The sequence below is a fragment of the Pseudomonas sp. LAIL14HWK12:I1 genome (genome assembly GCF_003202095.1).
In the GTDB taxonomy this organism is placed as follows: domain Bacteria; phylum Pseudomonadota; class Gammaproteobacteria; order Pseudomonadales; family Pseudomonadaceae; genus Aquipseudomonas; species Aquipseudomonas monteilii.
Window position 1 is genome coordinate 660,649 of the sequence record NZ_QJKG01000002.1, and the last position, 17,298, is coordinate 677,946.

General features: G+C 63.7%; 15 protein-coding genes and 1 pseudogene. 14 read left to right on the top strand and 2 right to left on the bottom strand.

Annotation, left to right across the window (positions count from 1 at the left end):
• Positions 1 to 19 precede the first annotated feature (19 nt).
• Positions 20 to 1,051: a small ribosomal subunit biogenesis GTPase RsgA gene (gene rsgA, locus D906_RS07930; RefSeq protein WP_019098047.1), complete on the bottom strand. Its 1,032-nt coding sequence runs from the start codon at positions 1,049 to 1,051 to the stop codon at positions 20 to 22.
• A gap of 152 nt (positions 1,052 to 1,203) precedes the next feature.
• Here rsgA and orn point away from each other — a divergent pair, with 152 nt between their 5' ends.
• Together orn and D906_RS07940 are read left to right on the top strand one after the other, a co-directional pair.
• On the top strand, positions 1,204 to 1,746 hold the full coding sequence (gene orn / locus D906_RS07935) for an oligoribonuclease (RefSeq protein ID WP_016712326.1): 543 nt from the start codon (positions 1,204 to 1,206) through the stop codon (positions 1,744 to 1,746).
• Between the two features lie 91 nt (positions 1,747 to 1,837).
• On the top strand, positions 1,838 to 2,449 hold the full coding sequence (locus D906_RS07940; RefSeq protein ID WP_003249516.1) for a trimeric intracellular cation channel family protein: 612 nt from the start codon (positions 1,838 to 1,840) through the stop codon (positions 2,447 to 2,449).
• A gap of 26 nt (positions 2,450 to 2,475) precedes the next feature.
• On the opposite strand, the gene queG is transcribed toward D906_RS07940, so the two are convergent.
• Positions 2,476 to 3,540 carry a tRNA epoxyqueuosine(34) reductase QueG gene (gene queG, locus D906_RS07945; protein WP_016712325.1) on the bottom strand — a complete coding sequence of 355 codons (1,065 nt, stop codon included), beginning with the start codon at positions 3,538 to 3,540 and terminating at the stop codon, positions 2,476 to 2,478.
• Positions 3,541 to 3,605: 65 nt separating this feature from the next.
• Between queG and D906_RS07950 the strand changes: the two genes are divergently transcribed.
• The 12 genes and pseudogenes from D906_RS07950 to D906_RS27000 form a co-directional block, all read left to right on the top strand.
• On the top strand, positions 3,606 to 4,466 hold the full coding sequence (locus tag D906_RS07950; protein ID WP_025752418.1) for an NAD(P)H-hydrate dehydratase: 861 nt from the start codon (positions 3,606 to 3,608) through the stop codon (positions 4,464 to 4,466).
• Complete coding sequence (gene tsaE, locus D906_RS07955; RefSeq protein WP_016712323.1) at positions 4,454 to 4,927, top strand: tRNA (adenosine(37)-N6)-threonylcarbamoyltransferase complex ATPase subunit type 1 TsaE; 474 nt, start codon at positions 4,454 to 4,456, stop codon at positions 4,925 to 4,927. Before D906_RS07950 ends, tsaE begins: the two co-directional genes overlap by 13 nt.
• Before the next feature lie 11 nt (positions 4,928 to 4,938).
• On the top strand, positions 4,939 to 6,369 hold the full coding sequence (locus D906_RS07960) for an N-acetylmuramoyl-L-alanine amidase (protein WP_016712322.1): 1,431 nt from the start codon (positions 4,939 to 4,941) through the stop codon (positions 6,367 to 6,369).
• Positions 6,366 to 8,264, top strand: a complete 1,899-nt coding sequence (gene mutL / locus D906_RS07965; protein WP_027614866.1) for a DNA mismatch repair endonuclease MutL — start codon at positions 6,366 to 6,368, stop codon at positions 8,262 to 8,264. Before D906_RS07960 ends, mutL begins: the two co-directional genes overlap by 4 nt.
• Position 8,265: 1 nt before the next feature.
• Positions 8,266 to 9,237 carry a tRNA (adenosine(37)-N6)-dimethylallyltransferase MiaA gene (miaA, locus tag D906_RS07970; RefSeq protein ID WP_019097353.1) on the top strand — a complete coding sequence of 324 codons (972 nt, stop codon included), beginning with the start codon at positions 8,266 to 8,268 and terminating at the stop codon, positions 9,235 to 9,237.
• A gap of 94 nt (positions 9,238 to 9,331) precedes the next feature.
• Complete coding sequence (gene hfq, locus D906_RS07975) at positions 9,332 to 9,592, top strand: RNA chaperone Hfq (RefSeq protein ID WP_003258160.1); 261 nt, start codon at positions 9,332 to 9,334, stop codon at positions 9,590 to 9,592.
• A 12-nt stretch (positions 9,593 to 9,604) separates the two neighbouring features.
• Positions 9,605 to 10,906, top strand: coding sequence for a ribosome rescue GTPase HflX (hflX, locus tag D906_RS07980; protein ID WP_016712319.1), 1,302 nt, complete (start codon positions 9,605 to 9,607; stop codon positions 10,904 to 10,906).
• A 96-nt stretch (positions 10,907 to 11,002) separates the two neighbouring features.
• Positions 11,003 to 12,184, top strand: coding sequence for an FtsH protease activity modulator HflK (gene hflK, locus D906_RS07985; RefSeq protein WP_016712318.1), 1,182 nt, complete (start codon positions 11,003 to 11,005; stop codon positions 12,182 to 12,184).
• Positions 12,184 to 13,053: a protease modulator HflC gene (gene hflC / locus D906_RS07990; RefSeq protein ID WP_097156159.1), complete on the top strand. Its 870-nt coding sequence runs from the start codon at positions 12,184 to 12,186 to the stop codon at positions 13,051 to 13,053. The genes hflK and hflC overlap by 1 nt, the downstream gene beginning before the upstream one ends.
• Before the next feature lie 301 nt (positions 13,054 to 13,354).
• Positions 13,355 to 14,542, top strand: a complete 1,188-nt coding sequence (locus D906_RS07995) for an ATP phosphoribosyltransferase regulatory subunit (protein ID WP_019097352.1) — start codon at positions 13,355 to 13,357, stop codon at positions 14,540 to 14,542.
• A gap of 56 nt (positions 14,543 to 14,598) precedes the next feature.
• The gene (locus D906_RS08000; RefSeq protein WP_016712316.1) at positions 14,599 to 15,891 is read left to right on the top strand and encodes an adenylosuccinate synthase; all 1,293 of its coding nucleotides are present in this window, start codon (positions 14,599 to 14,601) and stop codon (positions 15,889 to 15,891) included.
• A gap of 1,012 nt (positions 15,892 to 16,903) precedes the next feature.
• Positions 16,904 to 17,116: pseudogene (locus D906_RS27000) on the top strand (methyl-accepting chemotaxis protein); the annotation flags it as partial.
• Between the last annotated feature and the right edge of the window lie 182 nt (positions 17,117 to 17,298).

A 17,298-nucleotide genomic window follows, 5' to 3' on the forward strand; every position in this document is an offset into this window, starting at 1 on the left:
GCAAGGCCGCGCCTGCAACTCAATGGCTGTCTTGTGACAGGCTGGCAATGATCGAGCGGTAGCTGTTCATGCGCTGCGGCTTGATGCGCCCTTCGTCCAGTGCCTTGAGCAGCGCACAGCCCGGTTCGCGGTCATGCTTGCAGTCGCGGAAGCGGCAGGTGCCGAACAGGTCGCGGAACTCGATGAAGCCATCTTCCACATCGTCGCGGCTGACATGGCCAAGGCCGAACTCGCGGATGCCCGGCGAGTCGATCAGGTCGCCGCCGTTAGGGAAGTGGTACAGCCGTGCCGTGGTAGTGGTGTGGGTGCCCTGGCCAGACCATTCCGACAGGTCGCCGACACGGGTGCCGGCGTCTGGGAGCAGGCTGTTGACCAGCGACGACTTGCCCACGCCCGACTGGCCGACGAATACGCTGATGTGGCCGTCGAGCTGCTGTTGCAGGCGCTGCATGCCGTCACCGTGGTGTGCCGATACCTCCAGTAGCGGGTAGCCCAGTTCGCGGTAAACCTCCAGCAACGCATGCAGGCCAGGGCCGTTCTCGTCGTTGATCAGGTCGGCCTTGTTCAGCAGCAGCAGCGGGCGCAGCCCCGCGTGCTCGGCAGCGACCAGGTAGCGGTCAATCAGGTTCGGGTGGGGCTCCGGGGCCGGGGCGAACACGATCACGATCAGGTCGACGTTGGCTGCCACAGGCTTCAGCTGCCCGTGATTGTTCGGCCGGCACAGCTCGGTGCTGCGCGGCATCTGCGCCACGATCACGCCAATGCCCTGGTTGCCCGCACGCCATACCACGCGGTCGCCGGTGACCAGTGCTGGCAGGTTGGCGCGCAGGTGGCAGCGGAACACCTGGCCTGCGGATTCGCCGTCCTGGGCTTCCACCTCTACCTGCACGCCGAAGTGCGCGATCACCAGGCCCAGTTGCTCAGGCCCCAGATCGCCGCCTTCCAGTTCTTGCAGCACGTGCTGCTCGCGTTTGGCGGCGCGAGCGGCGCGCTCGCCCTGGATTTTTTCGATCCGCCAGTTCTGGCGGCGATTGAGCTGGCGTTTGGCCATGAAGGTACCGTGAGAGAGGCCCGGCGAGGGGCATTGAAAACGGCAGGCAGTTTAGCACGCCAGGCGTTGGACTTTTCCGCTTACCTTTGTGCAGTGAATGGGCGCGCCCTGGCCACTAGGCTACTATGACGGCCTATACGAGGAGCCCCTGCATGCAAAACCCACAGAACCTGATCTGGATCGACCTGGAAATGACCGGCCTGGATCCGGACAGCGACGTCATCATAGAGATGGCCACCATCGTCACCGACAGTGAGCTGAACACCCTGGCCGAAGGGCCGGTGATCGCTATCCACCACAGTGACGAAGTGCTGGCGCGCATGGACGAATGGAACACCCGCACCCACGGTGCTTCGGGCCTGACCCAGCGCGTGCGCGAGAGCAAGGTCAGCATGGCTGAAGCCGAGGCGCAGACCATCGCCTTCCTCGAACAGTGGGTGCCCAAGGGCAAGTCGCCCATCTGCGGCAACAGCATCTGCCAGGACCGCCGCTTCCTCTATCGCCACATGCGCAACCTGGAAAACTACTTCCACTACCGCAACCTGGATGTCTCCACCCTGAAGGAGCTGGCCGCGCGCTGGGCGCCGAATGTGCGTGACAGCTTCAAGAAGGGCAACACCCACCTCGCGCTCGACGACATTCGCGAATCGATCGCCGAGCTGCGCCACTACCGCGAACACTTCATCAAGGTGTGAGCTGAAACGGCGCAGATATTGTATCTGCGCCCCCTTTTGGTGCTTCGAGCAACTGGTTAGACTGCGCGCCTTTCTCGCACGGACACGCACCATGTTGTTGATGCTCTACCTCATCGCCATCACTGCCGAAGCCATGACTGGCGCGCTGTCTGCCGGGCGCCGCGGCATGGACTGGTTCGGCGTGGTGCTGATCGCCTGCGTCACCGCCCTGGGTGGCGGCTCGGTGCGCGACGTGCTGCTCGGGCATTACCCGCTGACCTGGGTGAAACACCCGGAATACCTGGTGCTGACCAGCTTCGCGGCGCTGCTGACCATCTTCATTGCGCCGATGATGCGCCGCCTGCGCTCGCTGTTTCTGGTGCTCGATGCACTGGGGCTGGTGGCCTTTACCCTGATTGGCTGCATGACCGCGCTGGAGATGGGGCAGGGCATGCTGGTGGCGTCGATCAGCGGGGTGATCACCGGGGTGTTTGGCGGCATCTTGCGGGATATCTTCTGTAACGACATCCCGCTGGTGTTCCGGCGCGAGCTCTATGCCAGCGTGTCGTTCGCGGCGGCGTGGTTCTACCTGGGGTGTGTGTATTTCAAGGTGCCGGCAGAGCAGGCGATGCTGCTGACGTTGTTTGGCGGGTTCCTGGTGCGCTTGCTGGCGATTCGTTTCCACTGGGAAATGCCCAAGTTTCACTATAACGACCAGCAGTGAATTCGTGGGCCGCACAGCGGCCCCAGCTATTGAATACCGTGCCGGGCCAGCGCCCACTCCACATGCTCGCGCACCAGCTCCGATTCATCGTCACGCCGTGCTTTCAGCGCCTCGATCACTGGAATGGTGGATGGCGCATTGCCCAACCCCACCGCCAGGTTGCGCAAGAACCGCTCATACCCCGCCCGCCGCAACGGCCCGCCCTCGGTCTTGCGCAGGAAGGTGCGCTCATCCCACAGGAACATTTCCGCCAGCTCGGCATTTTCCAGCCCATGCCGTGGCTGGAAGTCCTGCTCCTGGCTGTGTTTGGCAAAGCGGTTCCATGGGCAGACGATCTGGCAATCGTCGCAACCGAACACTCGGTTGCCCATCTTCGCGCGCAGCTCGACAGGGATCGCGCCCCTCAGTTCGATGGTCAGGTATGAAATGCAGCGCCGCGCATCCAGCACATAGGGCCCGACGAAGGCCTGGGTCGGGCAGATGTCCAGGCAGGCCTGGCAGCGGCCGCAGTGTTCGCTGGTGGTGGCTTCGTCCACCGGTATTGGCAGGTCGACAAACAGCTCGGCGAGGAAGAAGTAGCTGCCTGCCTTGCGGTTGAGCAGCAGGGTATTCTTGCCGATCCAGCCCAGGCCGGCCTGTTCGGCCAGGGCCTTTTCCAGCACCGGGGCGCTGTCGACGAAAGCGCGGTAACCGAACGGGCCGATGGCCTCCTGGATGCGGTCGGCCAGGAACTGCACGCGCTTGCGCACCAGTTTGTGATAGTCCCGGCCCAGCGCATAGCGCGAGATGTAGGCTTTTTCAGGCTGTGCCAGGCGCTGTGCCATCTGTGTGTCGCCGGACAGGTAGTCCATGCGCAGCGACACCACGCGCACGGTACCGGGGATCAGCTGATCGGGGTGCGATCGCTTGCTCCCATGTGCGCCCAGGTACTCCATCTCGCCCTGGTAACCAGCATCGAGCCAGCGTTGCAGGTGATGTTCGTGTTCGCCAAGGTCGACCCCGGCGATGCCAACGTGGGCAAAACCGAGTTCTTGGCCCCAAATCTTGATCGATTGGGCCAGTTGGGCGAGGTCAGGCGTACAGACGGACATGGATGGGCAAGGCAATACGGGTTCAGGTGCGTATAATTCTGCCAGACATTGGAGCCTTTGACCCCATGCCGCAGACTAAACACCCCAGCCATGCCCCTCAACTGCTCAGCAGCGTGACCGTCACGCACCTGGCGGCCCGGCATGCGCATGCCCATAAGGGCGACTTTGGCCATGTCCTGGTGGTCGGCGGTGACCTTGGCACCGGCGGCGCCGTGCTGCTCAGCGCCGAAGCCGCGCTGCGGTGCGGTGCCGGGCTGGTCAGCGTGGCAACCCGGCCCGAACATGTCTCGGCCAGCCTGGCGCGTTTGCCCGAGGTAATGTGCCTGGGCGTCAGTTCGGCCAATCAGTTGATGGGTGTGCTGGAGCGAGCCTCGGTGCTGGTGGTCGGCCCGGGGTTGGGGCAGGCGGCATGGGGCCGCAGCTTGCTGTCGGCGGTGGCCAATGCCGAGCGGCCGCAGGTGTGGGACGCCGATGCCCTGAATTTGCTGGCACGTACCCCACTGGCCCTGCCCAGTGGCAGCATCCTCACCCCGCACCCGGGCGAGGCGGCGCGGTTGCTGGGCATTTCCACCGAGGCGGTGCAGGCCGACCGCCCGGGTGCTGCGCGCAAGCTGGCGCGACGGTATAACAGCGTCTGCGTGCTGAAAGGGGCCGGTACCCTGGTGGCCGACCCTGCCGGGCAGTTGATGCTGTGCGAGCGTGGCCATCCGGCCATGGCCGGTGCCGGCTTTGGCGATGTGCTGACCGGTGTGCTGTCGGCGTTGCTGGCCCAGGGGCTGGACGCCTGGCAGGCCGCCGGGCTGGGGGTGTGGCTGCACGCCTGTGCGGGCGAGCGGCTGGGTGTAAAAGGTAGAGGCCTGGCGGCCAGTGATCTGGCGCCGGTCATTCGAACGTTGTTGGAGGAGCATTCTGCGTGTCTGGCATAACCCTGTTTCTGGCCGATGAAGACGCCACGGTCAAATTTGGCGCAGCACTGGCCGAGGTGACCGGCGGTCGCGGCGTGATCTTTCTTGAAGGCGACCTGGGCGCTGGCAAGACTACGCTTTCCCGAGGGCTGATCCGCGGCCTGGGCCATACGGGGGCAGTGAAAAGCCCGACCTTCACCGTGGTCGAACCCTACGAGATCGGTGAGGTCCGAGCATTCCACTTCGACCTGTATCGCCTGGTCGATCCGGAGGAGCTGGAGTTCATGGGGATTCGTGACTATTTCGAGGGCGACCCGCTGTGCCTGTTCGAGTGGCCACAAAAGGGTGCGGGCGTTTTGCCAAAGCCTGACCTGACCATTACCATAAGCCCCCAAGCGGGCGGACGCTCGCTGATCCTTTCGCCGCAGGGGGCTCGCGGCGAGGCCTGGTGCGTGGCACTGGCCAAACACTATAAACAGTAAGTGGGGTAGGTATGCGCATACGCGCACTGGTCGCCATCGTTGGTCTGCTGCTGACAACGGTGACCGTTGACGCTCTGGCCGTCACTCAAGTCAAGAGCGTGCGCCTGTGGCGCGCGCCAGACAACACGCGGCTGGTCTTCGACCTGTCTGGCCCCGTGCAGCACAGCGTCTTCACCCTGAGCGCGCCGGACCGCCTGGTTATCGACATCAATGGTGCGACCCTGGCCGCGCCGTTGAACGTGGCCACCTCCAACACGCCGATCAGCAGCGTGCGTTCGGCCCAGCGTACCCCGACCGACCTGCGCGTGGTGGTCGACCTGAAAAAGTCGGTCACCCCGAAAAGCTTCACCCTGGCGCCGAATGCCCAGTACGGCAACCGCCTGGTGGTCGACCTGTACGACCAGGAAGCCGACGCCATTGCGGCCAGCGCGCCGCCTCCGGCCCCGGCGCCGGTGCAGACGCCTGCGACCACGCCTGCCGTGCCGGTAAGCCCGGCCCAGCCCGCCATCAAGCTGCCACCGGTACCGAGCGGCAAGCGTGACATCGTGGTGGCCATCGACGCCGGCCACGGCGGCGAAGACCCGGGGGCCTCCGGCTCGCGCGGCCAGCACGAAAAAGACATCGTGCTGCAGATCGCCAAAGAGCTGCAGCGCCAGATCAACAGCGAAAAAGGCTTCCGTGCCGAGCTGACCCGCACTGGCGACTACTTCATTCCGCTGCGCAAGCGCACGGAAATCGCCCGCAAGAAGGGCGCCGACCTGTTCATCTCGATCCATGCCGACGCGGCACCGTCACGCGCCGCCTTTGGTGCCTCGGTGTTCGCCCTGTCTGACCGTGGCGCTACCTCCGAGACCGCGCGCTGGCTGGCCGATACGGAAAACCGTTCCGACCTGATCGGGGGGGCCGGTAACGTCAGCCTGGATGACAAGGACCGCATGCTCGCTGGCGTGCTGCTGGACCTGTCGATGACCGCCACCCTCAGTTCCAGCCTCAACGTGGGGCAGAAGGTGCTGGGCAACATGGGCCGCGTCACCTCGCTGCACAAACAGCGCGTGGAGCAGGCCGGCTTCATGGTGCTGAAATCGCCGGACATTCCATCGATTCTCGTTGAAACCGGTTTTATCTCGAACAACAACGAAGCCGCCAAGCTGGCCACCGCCAGCCACCAGCAGGCGTTGGCCCGCTCGATCCACACCGGTGTGCGCCAGTATTTCCAGCAAAACCCGCCGCCTGGCACTTATATCGCCTGGCTGCGTGACACCGGCAAGATTGCCGCCGGCCCGCGTGAGCACACGGTACGCCCTGGCGAAACCCTGGCGATGCTCGCCGTGCGCTACCAGGTGAGCGTGGCCAGCCTGCGCAGCACCAACAGCCTCAAGACCGATGAGCTGAAGGTCGGCCAGCGCCTCGACATCCCTGCTACTACATTGGCCTCGCAATGAGTGGCGGTTCGCGCATTCAGCTGCTCAGCCCGCGGCTGGCCAACCAGATTGCCGCTGGCGAGGTTGTCGAGCGGCCGGCCTCGGTCGCCAAGGAACTGCTGGAAAACAGCCTGGACTCCGGTGCCCGACGCATAGACGTGGAAGTGGAGCAGGGCGGCGTCAAGCTGCTGAAGGTGCGCGACGATGGCAGCGGCATTTCTGCCGATGACCTGCCGCTGGCCCTGGCCCGCCATGCCACCAGCAAGATCCGCGAGCTGGAAGACCTCGAAGGGGTGTTGAGCCTGGGTTTCCGTGGCGAGGCGCTGGCTTCGATCAGCTCCGTGGCGCGGCTGACCCTGACGTCGCGTACCGCCAGCGGTACCGAGGCCTGGCAGGTGGAAACCGAAGGCCGTGACATGCTCCCGCGCGTACAGCCGGCGGCGCATCCGGTGGGAACTTCGGTGGAAGTGCGCGACCTGTTCTTCAATACCCCGGCGCGGCGCAAGTTCCTCAAGGCCGAGAAAACCGAATTCGATCACTTGCAGGAAGTGATCCGCAGGCTGGCGCTGGCACGTTTCGATGTCGGCTTCCACCTGCGGCATAACGGCAAGAGCATCCTCAGCCTGCATGAGGCTCACGACGAAACAGCGCGTGCCCGGCGGGTAGGTGCCATCTGCGGCCCGGGCTTCATGGAGCAGGCGTTGCCGATCGACGTCGAGCGCAACGGCCTGCGCCTGTGGGGCTGGGTCGGCCTGCCGACCTTCTCGCGCAGCCAGGCAGACTTGCAATACTTCTTCGTCAATGGCCGCGCAGTGCGTGACAAGCTGGTCGCCCACGCCGTGCGCCAGGCCTACCGCGACGTGCTGTTCAATGGCCGGCACCCGACCTTCGTGCTGTTCCTGGAGCTGGAGCCCAACGGCGTCGACGTCAACGTGCACCCGACCAAGCACGAAGTGCGCTTCCGCGAAGGGCGTTCGGTGCATGATTTCCTGTATGGCACCCTGCACCGTGCTCTGGCCGATGTGCGCCCGGAAGACCAGCTGGCCGCGCCTGCCGCCGTGCCTGAGGTGGTCCGTCCCACTGGCCCGCAGGCCGGTGAGTTCGGCCCGCAGGGCGAAATGCGCCTGGCTTCGCCGGTGCTTGAGCAGCCTCGTGCCCCGCAGCAGTCGTTCTCCAATGGCGGCAGTGGTGCGGGCTACCAGTATCAGTACACCCCACGCCCCTCACAGCCGGTGCCGGCTGCCGAAGCGCAGGCGGTGTATCGCGAGTTTTACAAGCCGTTGGAAAACGGTGCGGCGCCGGCAACGGCCCTTCCCGAAAGCCAGGGTGACATTCCCCCGCTGGGCTACGCGCTGGCGCAGCTCAAGGGCATCTACATCCTCGCTGAGAACGCCGTTGGCCTGGTGCTGGTGGACATGCACGCCGCCCACGAGCGCATCATGTACGAGCGCCTGAAGGTGGCCATGGCCAGCGAAGGCCTGAGCGGGCAACCGCTGCTGGTGCCTGAAACCCTGGCCCTGAGCCAGCGCGAAGCGGACTGCGCCGAAGAACACGCGCAGTGGTTCCAGCGCCTGGGCTTCGAGCTTCAGCGCTTGGGCCCGGAGACCCTGGCGATCCGCCAGATCCCGGCCTTGCTCAAGCAGGCGCAGGCCAACCGGCTGGTGCAGGATGTGCTCGCCGACCTGATGGAGTACGGCACCAGCGACCGTATCCAGGCGCACCTCAACGAACTGCTCGGCACCATGGCCTGCCACGGCGCCGTGCGCGCCAACCGGCGCCTGGCCATTCCCGAGATGAACGCCCTGCTGCGCGACATGGAAAACACCGAGCGCAGCGGCCAGTGCAACCATGGCCGTCCCACATGGACCCAGATGGGCCTGGACGACCTGGACAAACTCTTCCTGCGCGGTCGATGAAATGAGCGGCAAGCCCCCTGCAATATTCCTGATGGGCCCTACGGCGGCCGGCAAGACCGACCTGGCTATCGAGCTGACCCAAGTGCTGCCTTGCGAGCTGATCAGCGTCGATTCGGCGCTGGTCTATCGCGGTATGGACATCGGCTCGGCTAAACCGCCGAAAGAAATCCTCGCTGCCCACCCGCACCGGCTGATCGACATCCGCGACCCGGCCGAGAGCTATTCGGCCGCGCAGTTCCGTGCTGACGCCCTGGAGGCCATGGCCGAGATCACTGCACGCGGCAAGATACCGCTGCTGGTGGGCGGCACCATGCTCTACTACAAGGCGTTGATCGATGGCTTGGCAGACATGCCGGCGGCAGACGCTGCCGTGCGCGCCGAGCTGGAGGCTCAGGCCGAAGCGCTGGGCCTGGCCGAGTTGCACCGCCAGCTGGCCGAGGTTGACCCGGTGTCAGCGGCGCGCATCCACCCCAATGACCCGCAGCGACTGATCCGGGCGCTGGAAGTGTACCGGGTGAGTGGCGAGAGCATGACGGCTCATCGCCAACGTCAATTCGCGGAAAGTCGCGGCGCAGACGCAGGCGCTGACGGACATTTGCCCTATACTGTCGCCAGTTTGGCGATTGCTCCTACAGATCGTCACATTTTGCATCAGCGAATTGCGTTACGATTTTCGCAGATGCTGGAACAGGGCTTCGTTGACGAGGTCCGATCGCTGCGAGCCAGAAGTGACTTGCACGCCGGGCTGCCGTCTATACGGGCAGTGGGGTATCGGCAGGTCTGGGATTACCTGGATGGCAAGCTGACTGAGAATGAGATGCGTGAACGCGGTATCATTGCAACCAGGCAGCTGGCCAAGCGGCAGTTCACCTGGTTGCGTGGCTGGCCTGACGTACACTGGCTTGACAGCCTGGCCTGCGACAATCTGTCCCGCACCTTGAAATACCTTGGGGCCATCTCCATATTGAGCTGAGTCCCTGCTGATTGCCGTCTATTCTTGCGAAGGGGCGGCCTAATTTATCGATTTTATTGATTTTCTATTATTTATCCTTACAGGAGTGCGGCATATGTCAAAAGGGCATTCGCTACAAGACCCTTACTTGAACACCTTGAGAAAAGAAAAGGTCCCGGTATCCATCTACCTGGTCAACGGCATCAAGCTGCAGGGCTCGATCGAATCCTTCGACCAGTTCGTGGTACTGCTGAAAAACACCGTCAGCCAGATGGTCTACAAGCACGCCATTTCGACTGTCGTGCCTGCCCGTCCGGTTCGCCTGCCAAGCCCGTCCGATTCCGAACACGGCGACAGCGAGCCAGGCAACGCCTGATAGGAGCCTGCATTGTTCTTTGAGCGCCACGGTGGTGGTGAGCGGGCATTGCTCGTTCACTTGGAAGGTCAGAACCCTGAGGCGCGCGAAGACCCGCAGGAGTTTCAGGAGTTGGCATTGTCGGCCGGTGCCGACATCGTCTCGTTGGTCACGGTGTCAAGGCATCAGCCTTCCGCCAAATACCTGATTGGCAGTGGCAAGGTCGAGGAATTGCACGACCTGGTCCATGCCGAGCAGGTAGACCTGGTGATTTTCAATCACACCCTCACGCCCAGTCAGGAGCGCAACCTTGAACGTGTGTTCGAGTGTCGTGTGCTCGACCGTACCGGGCTGATCCTCGATATCTTCGCCCAACGGGCGCGTACCCATGAAGGCAAGCTGCAGGTCGAACTGGCCCAGCTGGAGCACATGAGCACGCGGCTGGTGCGCGGCTGGACCCACCTTGAGCGACAAAAGGGTGGTATCGGCCTGCGCGGCCCGGGTGAAACCCAGCTGGAAACCGACCGCCGCCTGTTGCGGGTGCGCATACGCCAGATCAAGTCACGCCTGGAAAAGGTACGCAGCCAGCGCGAGCAGGCGCGCCGTGGGCGCAAGCGCGCAGACATCCCGTCGGTGTCGCTGGTGGGTTACACCAACGCCGGCAAGTCCACGCTGTTCAACGCCCTGACCGAATCCGAGGTGTACGCCGCAGACCAGTTGTTCGCCACGCTCGACCCGACCTTGCGCCGGCTTGAGCTGAACGACCTGGGGCCGATCGTGCTGGCCGACACCGTGGGCTTCATTCGCCACCTGCCGCACAAGCTGGTCGAGGCATTTCGGGCTACGCTCGAAGAGTCGAGCAACTCCGACCTGTTGCTGCATGTGATCGACGCCCATGAGCCTGAGCGCATGGAACAGATCGAGCAGGTGCTGGCTGTGTTGGGCGAGATTGGTGCTGAAGGCTTGCCGATCCTCGAGGTGTATAACAAACTCGACTTGCTCGAAGATGTCGAGCCGCAGATCCAGCGCAACGCCGATGGCAAGCCGGAACGGGTCTGGGTATCGGCACGCGATGGGCGTGGCCTGGAGCTGGTCGGCCAGGCAATTGCCGAGTTGCTGGGGGATGATCTGTTTGTCGGTACCCTGTGCCTGGAGCAGCGTTTTGCCCGTTTGCGCGCGCAATTCTTTGCCTTGGGTGCCGTGCAGAGTGAAGAGCATGATGAAGAGGGGCGCAGCCTGCTGAGCGTGCGACTGCCCATGGTCGAACTGAATCGCCTGGTCAGCCGCGAAGGCATGGAGCCGCAAGTGTTTGTCGAGCAACACACTTTGCAATAAATGCTCGTCGAGGTCGCCGGGCAGCAGTGACAGGCATTCTGTAGCATTGGACGGCGCGCCGTGGGCGCGTCTTTGCTTTATCAGATGGAGAGCGCTATGGCTTGGAACGAGCCGGGTGGCAACTCGAACAATCAGGATCCCTGGGGCGGCCGCCGTGGTGGCGGTGGCGGTGGTGGTGACAAGAAAGGTCCGCCGGATCTGGACGAGGCCTTCCGCAAATTGCAGGACAGCCTGAATGGCATGTTCGGCAGTGGCAAGAAACGTGGCGGCGGTGACCGCAATGTCGGCAAGGGCGGTGGCCTTGGCCTGCTGGGCATTGGCTTGGCGGTGCTGGCTGCCATCTGGCTGTACAGCGCCGTGTACGTGGTCGACGAGCAGGAGCAGGCTGTGGTGCTGCGCTTCGGCAAGTACTATGAGACGGTCGGTCCCGGCCTGAACATCTACTTCCCGCCGATCGATCGCAAGTACATGGAAAACGTCACGCGTGAGCGTGCCTACACCAAGCAGGGCCAGATGCTGACCGAAGACGAGAACATCGTCGAGGTGCCGCTGACCGTCCAGTACAAGATCAGCAACCTGCAGGACTTCGTGCTCAACGTCGACCAGCCTGAGGTAAGCCTGCAGCACGCGACCGACAGTGCCCTGCGCCACGTGGTGGGTTCCACCTCGATGGATCAGGTGCTCACCGAAGGCCGTGAGCAGATGGCCGTGGATATCCGCGAGCGCCTGCAGCGCTTCCTCGACAACTACCGTACCGGTATCACCGTCACCCAGGTCAACGTACAGAGCGCGGCGGCCCCGCGTGAAGTGCAGGAAGCCTTCGACGACGTGATCCGTGCCCGCGAAGACGAGCAGCGTGCCCGCAACCAGGCCGAGTCCTACGCCAATGGCGTGGTGCCGGAAGCCCGTGGTCAGGCCCAGCGCATCATCGAGGACGCCAACGGTTACCGCGACGAAGTCATTGCCCGGGCCAAGGGTGAGGCCGACCGCTTCACCAAGCTGGTCGCCGAGTACCACAAGGCACCTGACGTGACCCGTCAGCGTCTGTACCTGGAGACCATGCAAGAGGTCTACAGCAATTCGAGCAAGGTCATGGTGGCGACCAAGGACGGGCAGAACAACCTGCTCTACCTGCCACTGGACAAGATGGTCGAAGGCAGCCGCAACCCGTCCGCGCCAACCACCAGCGTGTCGCCATCGGTCAACGATGCGGCCGCCCGTGCGGCGCAGGACCTGCAACAGCAACAGCAGCCGCTGCGTACTAGGGAGAGCCGCTGATGAGCAATAGATCGCTGATCGCCCTGATCGCCGCCGTGGTTCTGGCCATCGTGGCCTGGAACAGCTTCTACATCGTGTCCCAGACCGAGCGTGCGGTACTGCTGCGCTTCGGTAAGGTGGTCCAGGCAGATGTTCAGCCGGGCCTGCACGTGAAGATCCCGTACGTGAACCAGGTGCGCAAGTTCGACGCCCGCCTCATGACCCTCGACGCCCCGACCCAGCGGTTCCTGACCCTGGAGAAGAAAGCGGTGATGGTCGACGCCTACGCCAAGTGGCGCGTCAAGGATGCGGAGCGCTTCTACACCGCCACGTCCGGCATGAAGCAGATCGCCGACGAGCGTCTGTCGCGTCGTCTGGAAAGCGGCCTGCGCGACCAGTTCGGTAAACGTACCCTGCACGAGGTGGTTTCCGGTGAGCGTGACGCACTGATGGCTGACATCACTGCATCATTGAACCACATGGCCAACAAGGAGCTGGGCATTGAAGTGGTCGACGTGCGCGTCAAGGCCATCGACCTGCCGAAGGAAGTCAACCGCAGCGTGTTCGACCGCATGAGCACAGAGCGTGAGCGTGAAGCGCGCGAGCACCGTGCCAAGGGTAACGAGCTGGCTGAAGGTATTCGTGCCGACGCCGACCGTCAGCGCCGTGTGCTGCTGGCCGAGGCCTACCGCGAAGCAGAAGAAACCCGTGGTGACGGCGACGCTCAGGCGGCCGCCATCTATGCCAAGGCCTACAGCCAGGACGCTGATTTCTATGCGTTCCACCGTAGCCTGCAGGCATACCGCGAGAGCTTCTCGAGCAAGAGCGACGTGCTGGTCCTGGACCCGAAGAACGAATTCTTCCGTTACCTGGACAAGAGCAAGCCGTGATGCTCAGGCCCTGATTTTCATGCAGCGGCGCCCCGCCTGGCAGCTAAAACACCAGGCGGGGTGCATCCTGAATGAAAAGGGGTGTATGATGAGGCAGCCGGGAAATTTCCCGGCTTTTTTGCGTCTGCAAGGTTGATTGGCAACGCGCCAGTTGACGGTTTGGTCAGCTCGCAAGGCAATTCGAGGGTATCGGGTACGGTGGCTGCGCTGGGATCAGTGCTGCCCGCTGCTGTGCGCGATACCGGCTTTACTGACGGCTCGCCTGCTGGCAAGCCGCCCGGACCAGAGGGGAAATGGCGTAATGGCAACGGTAGACCGCTGGCTGCTGCCAGATGGCATCGAGGAAGTACTGCCACCTGAAGCTGCGCGCATCGAGATCGCGCGCCGCCAGGTGTTGGACCTGTTCCAGAGTTGGGGCTACGAACTGGTCGTCACCCCGCATATCGAGTACCTGGAGTCGCTGCTCACCGGCGCCGGCCAGGACCTGGATCAGCGCACCTTCAAGGTGGTGGACCCACAGTCCGGCCGCCTGATGGGCTTCCGCGCCGACTTCACTCCGCAGGTGGCGCGCATTGACGCCCACACCCTGCGCCGTGAAGGCCCGAGCCGCCTGTGCTATGCCGGTAGCGTGCTGCACGCCCAGCCGCGTGCACTGTCGACCTCGCGCAGCCCGATCCAGCTGGGTGCCGAGCTTTACGGCGATGCCAGCCCTACCAGTGATGTCGAAGTCATCAGCCTGATGCTCGCCACGCTGCAGCTGGCCGATGTGCCGGATGTGCACATGGACCTGGGCCACGTTGGTATCTACCGTGGCCTGGCCCGTGCCGCCGGCCTGTCCGGTGCGGTGGAGCAGCAGCTGTTCGACGCCATGCAACGCAAGGCTGTCGATGAAGTGCAGGCGCTGACCGCCGACCTGCCGAAAGACCTGGGCAACATGCTGCGCGCCCTGGTCGAGCTGTGCGGTGGCCGTGAAGTGCTGGCCGAAGCCCGCGTGCGCCTGGGCCGTGCCCCGGCCAGCGTGCTGGCCGCGCTGGACGACCTGCTGGCGATCGCTGACCGCCTGGCGTCGCGCTACCCGGACCTGCCGCTGTACTTCGACCTCGGCGAATTGCGCGGTTACCACTATCACACGGGCGTGGTGTTCGCCGTGTTCGTACCGGGCGAAGGTCAGTCGATCGCCCAGGGCGGGCGTTACGACGACATCGGCGCCGACTTTGGCCGGGCGCGCCCGGCCACCGGTTTCTCCACGGATTTGAAGACCCTGGTCACACTGGGGCGAGCGGAGGTCGTATTGCCAGCGGGCGGCATCTGGATGCCGGACAGTGGTGATGCGGCCCTCTGGCAGCAAGTCTGCCAGTTGCGCAGCGAGGGCCAGCGTGTGGTCCAGGCCCTGCCTGGCCAGCCGTTGAGTGCTGCTCTCGAGGCGGATTGTGATCGGCAATTGATTCAGCAAGACGGGCGCTGGCAGGTTCTGCCGCTGGCCCAGTGAGTTTCTGCGTCGGCAACAGGCCGGCAACCAAGTTTGCGTGAATGAGGACCAATGTAATGGGTAAGAATGTCGTCGTCCTGGGCACCCAGTGGGGTGATGAGGGCAAAGGCAAGATCGTCGATCTGCTGACCGAACATGCTGCCGCCGTAGTGCGCTACCAGGGTGGCCACAACGCGGGTCACACCCTGGTGATCAACGGTGAAAAGACCGTTCTGCACCTGATTCCGTCCGGCATCCTGCGTGAAGGCGTACAGTGCCTGATCGGCAACGGCGTGGTCGTTGCCCCGGATGCCCTGATGCGTGAAATCACCAAGCTGGAAGAGAAGGGCGTACCGGTGCGCGAGCGCCTGCGCATCTCCCCGGCTGCGCCGCTGATCCTGTCGTACCACGTGGCCCTGGACCAGGCCCGCGAAAAAGCCCGTGGCGAAGCCAAGATCGGCACCACCGGCCGTGGCATCGGCCCTGCCTACGAAGACAAGGTTGCGCGCCGCGGCCTGCGCGTAGGCGACCTGTTCCACCGCGAGCGTTTCGCGGCCAAGCTGGGTGAGCTGCTGGACTACCACAACTTCCAGCTGGTGAACTACTACAAAGAGCCGGCCATCGACTTCCAGCAAACCCTGGACGAGTGCATGGCCTACGCTGAACAGCTCAAGCCGATGATGCTGGACGTCACCGCCGAACTGCACAACCTGCGCCGCGCTGGCAAGGACATCATGTTCGAAGGTGCCCAGGGCTCGCTGCTGGACATCGACCACGGTACCTACCCGTACGTCACCAGCTCCAACACCACCGCTGGCGGTATCTCCACCGGCTCCGGTGTTGGCCCGATGTACCTGGACTACATCCTGGGTATTACCAAGGCCTACACCACTCGCGTAGGTTCCGGTCCGTTCCCGACCGAACTGTTCGACGAAACCGGCGCTACCCTGGCCAAGCGTGGCCACGAGTTCGGTTCCACCACTGGCCGTGCCCGTCGTTGCGGCTGGTTCGATGCCGTGATCCTGCGTCGCGCCATCGACGTCAACAGCATCTCGGGCATCTGCCTGACCAAGCTGGACGTACTGGACGGCCTGGAAACCATCAACATCTGCGTTGGCTACAAGAACGAGAACGGTGCTGTCATCGACGCGCCGTCCGATGCCGACAGCTACATCGGCCTGGAGCCGGTGTACGAAGAGATGCCAGGCTGGAGCGAGTCGACCGTGGGCGTTAAAACCCTGGAAGAGCTGCCGGCCAACGCTCGCGCCTACATCAAGCGCATCGAAGACCTGATCGGCGCGCCGATCGACATCATTTCTACCGGCCCGGACCGCAACGAGACCATCGTGCTGCGCCATCCGTTCGCCTGATCTGCCCTCCAGGCTGATCTGACGCCGTGGCCCTGAAAGGGGCTGCGGCGTTTTCATTTCTGCGCCGAGCGAAAGCAGCTTACCACCTGGCTGAACCTTGGCGTTTATGCCTGCTGTCTCCGGCACAACCCTTGCTGTAAGAAGTTTCTGTAGATGCCATCAAAATAGTGGCGCCAGAAAACACGAGGGTTACACCGTGTCTGCCATCCTCTCACTGTTACGAAGCCGCCTTTTGCGGCCTGTGTTTGTTGCCCTTGGTATCGCTCTTTTGGTGCAGGTGCTGGTTGCCGTTGCGCTTACCCGAAGCACGGTCACTGCCCTGGAGGCCGACCTTGGCGAACGCCTGGGCAATGACAGCCGTCAGTTGGCCGGCGAACTGGAGCAAGCCGGGCAAGATGTGCGCTCGGGCCTGGACAGTCTGTCCAGCAGTACCCGTCAGCGCCTGAGTGCAGGGTTGTCGGCACGCCTGCAAAGCGAACAGCAGCAACTGCGTAGCACCCTGGAAAAGAACCTGAAGGACTCCGCCAACGATATGGCAGAGCTGCTGGCCTCGGTTGCCCCGCGTGCCATCTGGGACAACGATGTGCCGGTGCTCTCAGACTTTGCACGGCGTGCCCAGCGCAATCCCAACGTGCTGTTCGTGGTGTACGACGACGCCCAGGGCCAGCACCTCACCCGCTATCTGAACCGGCAAAACCCGATCAACCAGGCGTTGATGGAAAAAGGCCAGGGCGAGCGAGCGCTGGACAAAGTGATCGATGCAGCTCGGCGCGATCCTGCCGTTTATTTCGTCGAGGCTTCGATCAGCCCCAATGGCGCCGAAATCGGCAAGGTAGTGATGGGGGTTTCCACAGCGGGTATCGAGCAGGAACTGAAGGCGCTCGATCAGCGCTTCGCGGCACTGATCGCCAGTGGCGAGCAACTGGTAGGCGACAGCCTGGTCGGTGCTGCCGCGGACAGCGGCAAAACCCTGCGTGAACGGCTGGAAAAAGCACAGGGCAGTGCTGCTGCCATGCAGGCCAACACCGCGCAAACCGTTCGCGATGCTGCCGGCGAGCTGCGCTGGCGCATTGGTCTGGGCCTGGTGCTGGTTGGCCTGGGCGTGTTGCTGGTGGTGGCCGTGGTGCTTGGTCGTCGTGTGCTGAGCAAGCTGCGCCTGCTGATTGCTGCCCTTGACGACCTGGCGGCAGGCGAGGGCGACCTGACCAAGCGTGTGCCACTCGACAGCCGGGACGAGATCGGCGACATGGCTTCGGCCGTGAACCGCTTTGTCGACAAGTTGCAACCGATCGTGCGCGAGGCGGGCGAGGTCGCCCAGCGTACCGGTGTGGAAATTGGCGCGATGGCCCAGCGTAATGCCGGTGCCGATGCTGCTGCTGCGCTGCAGCGTGACGAAGTGGCGGCCAG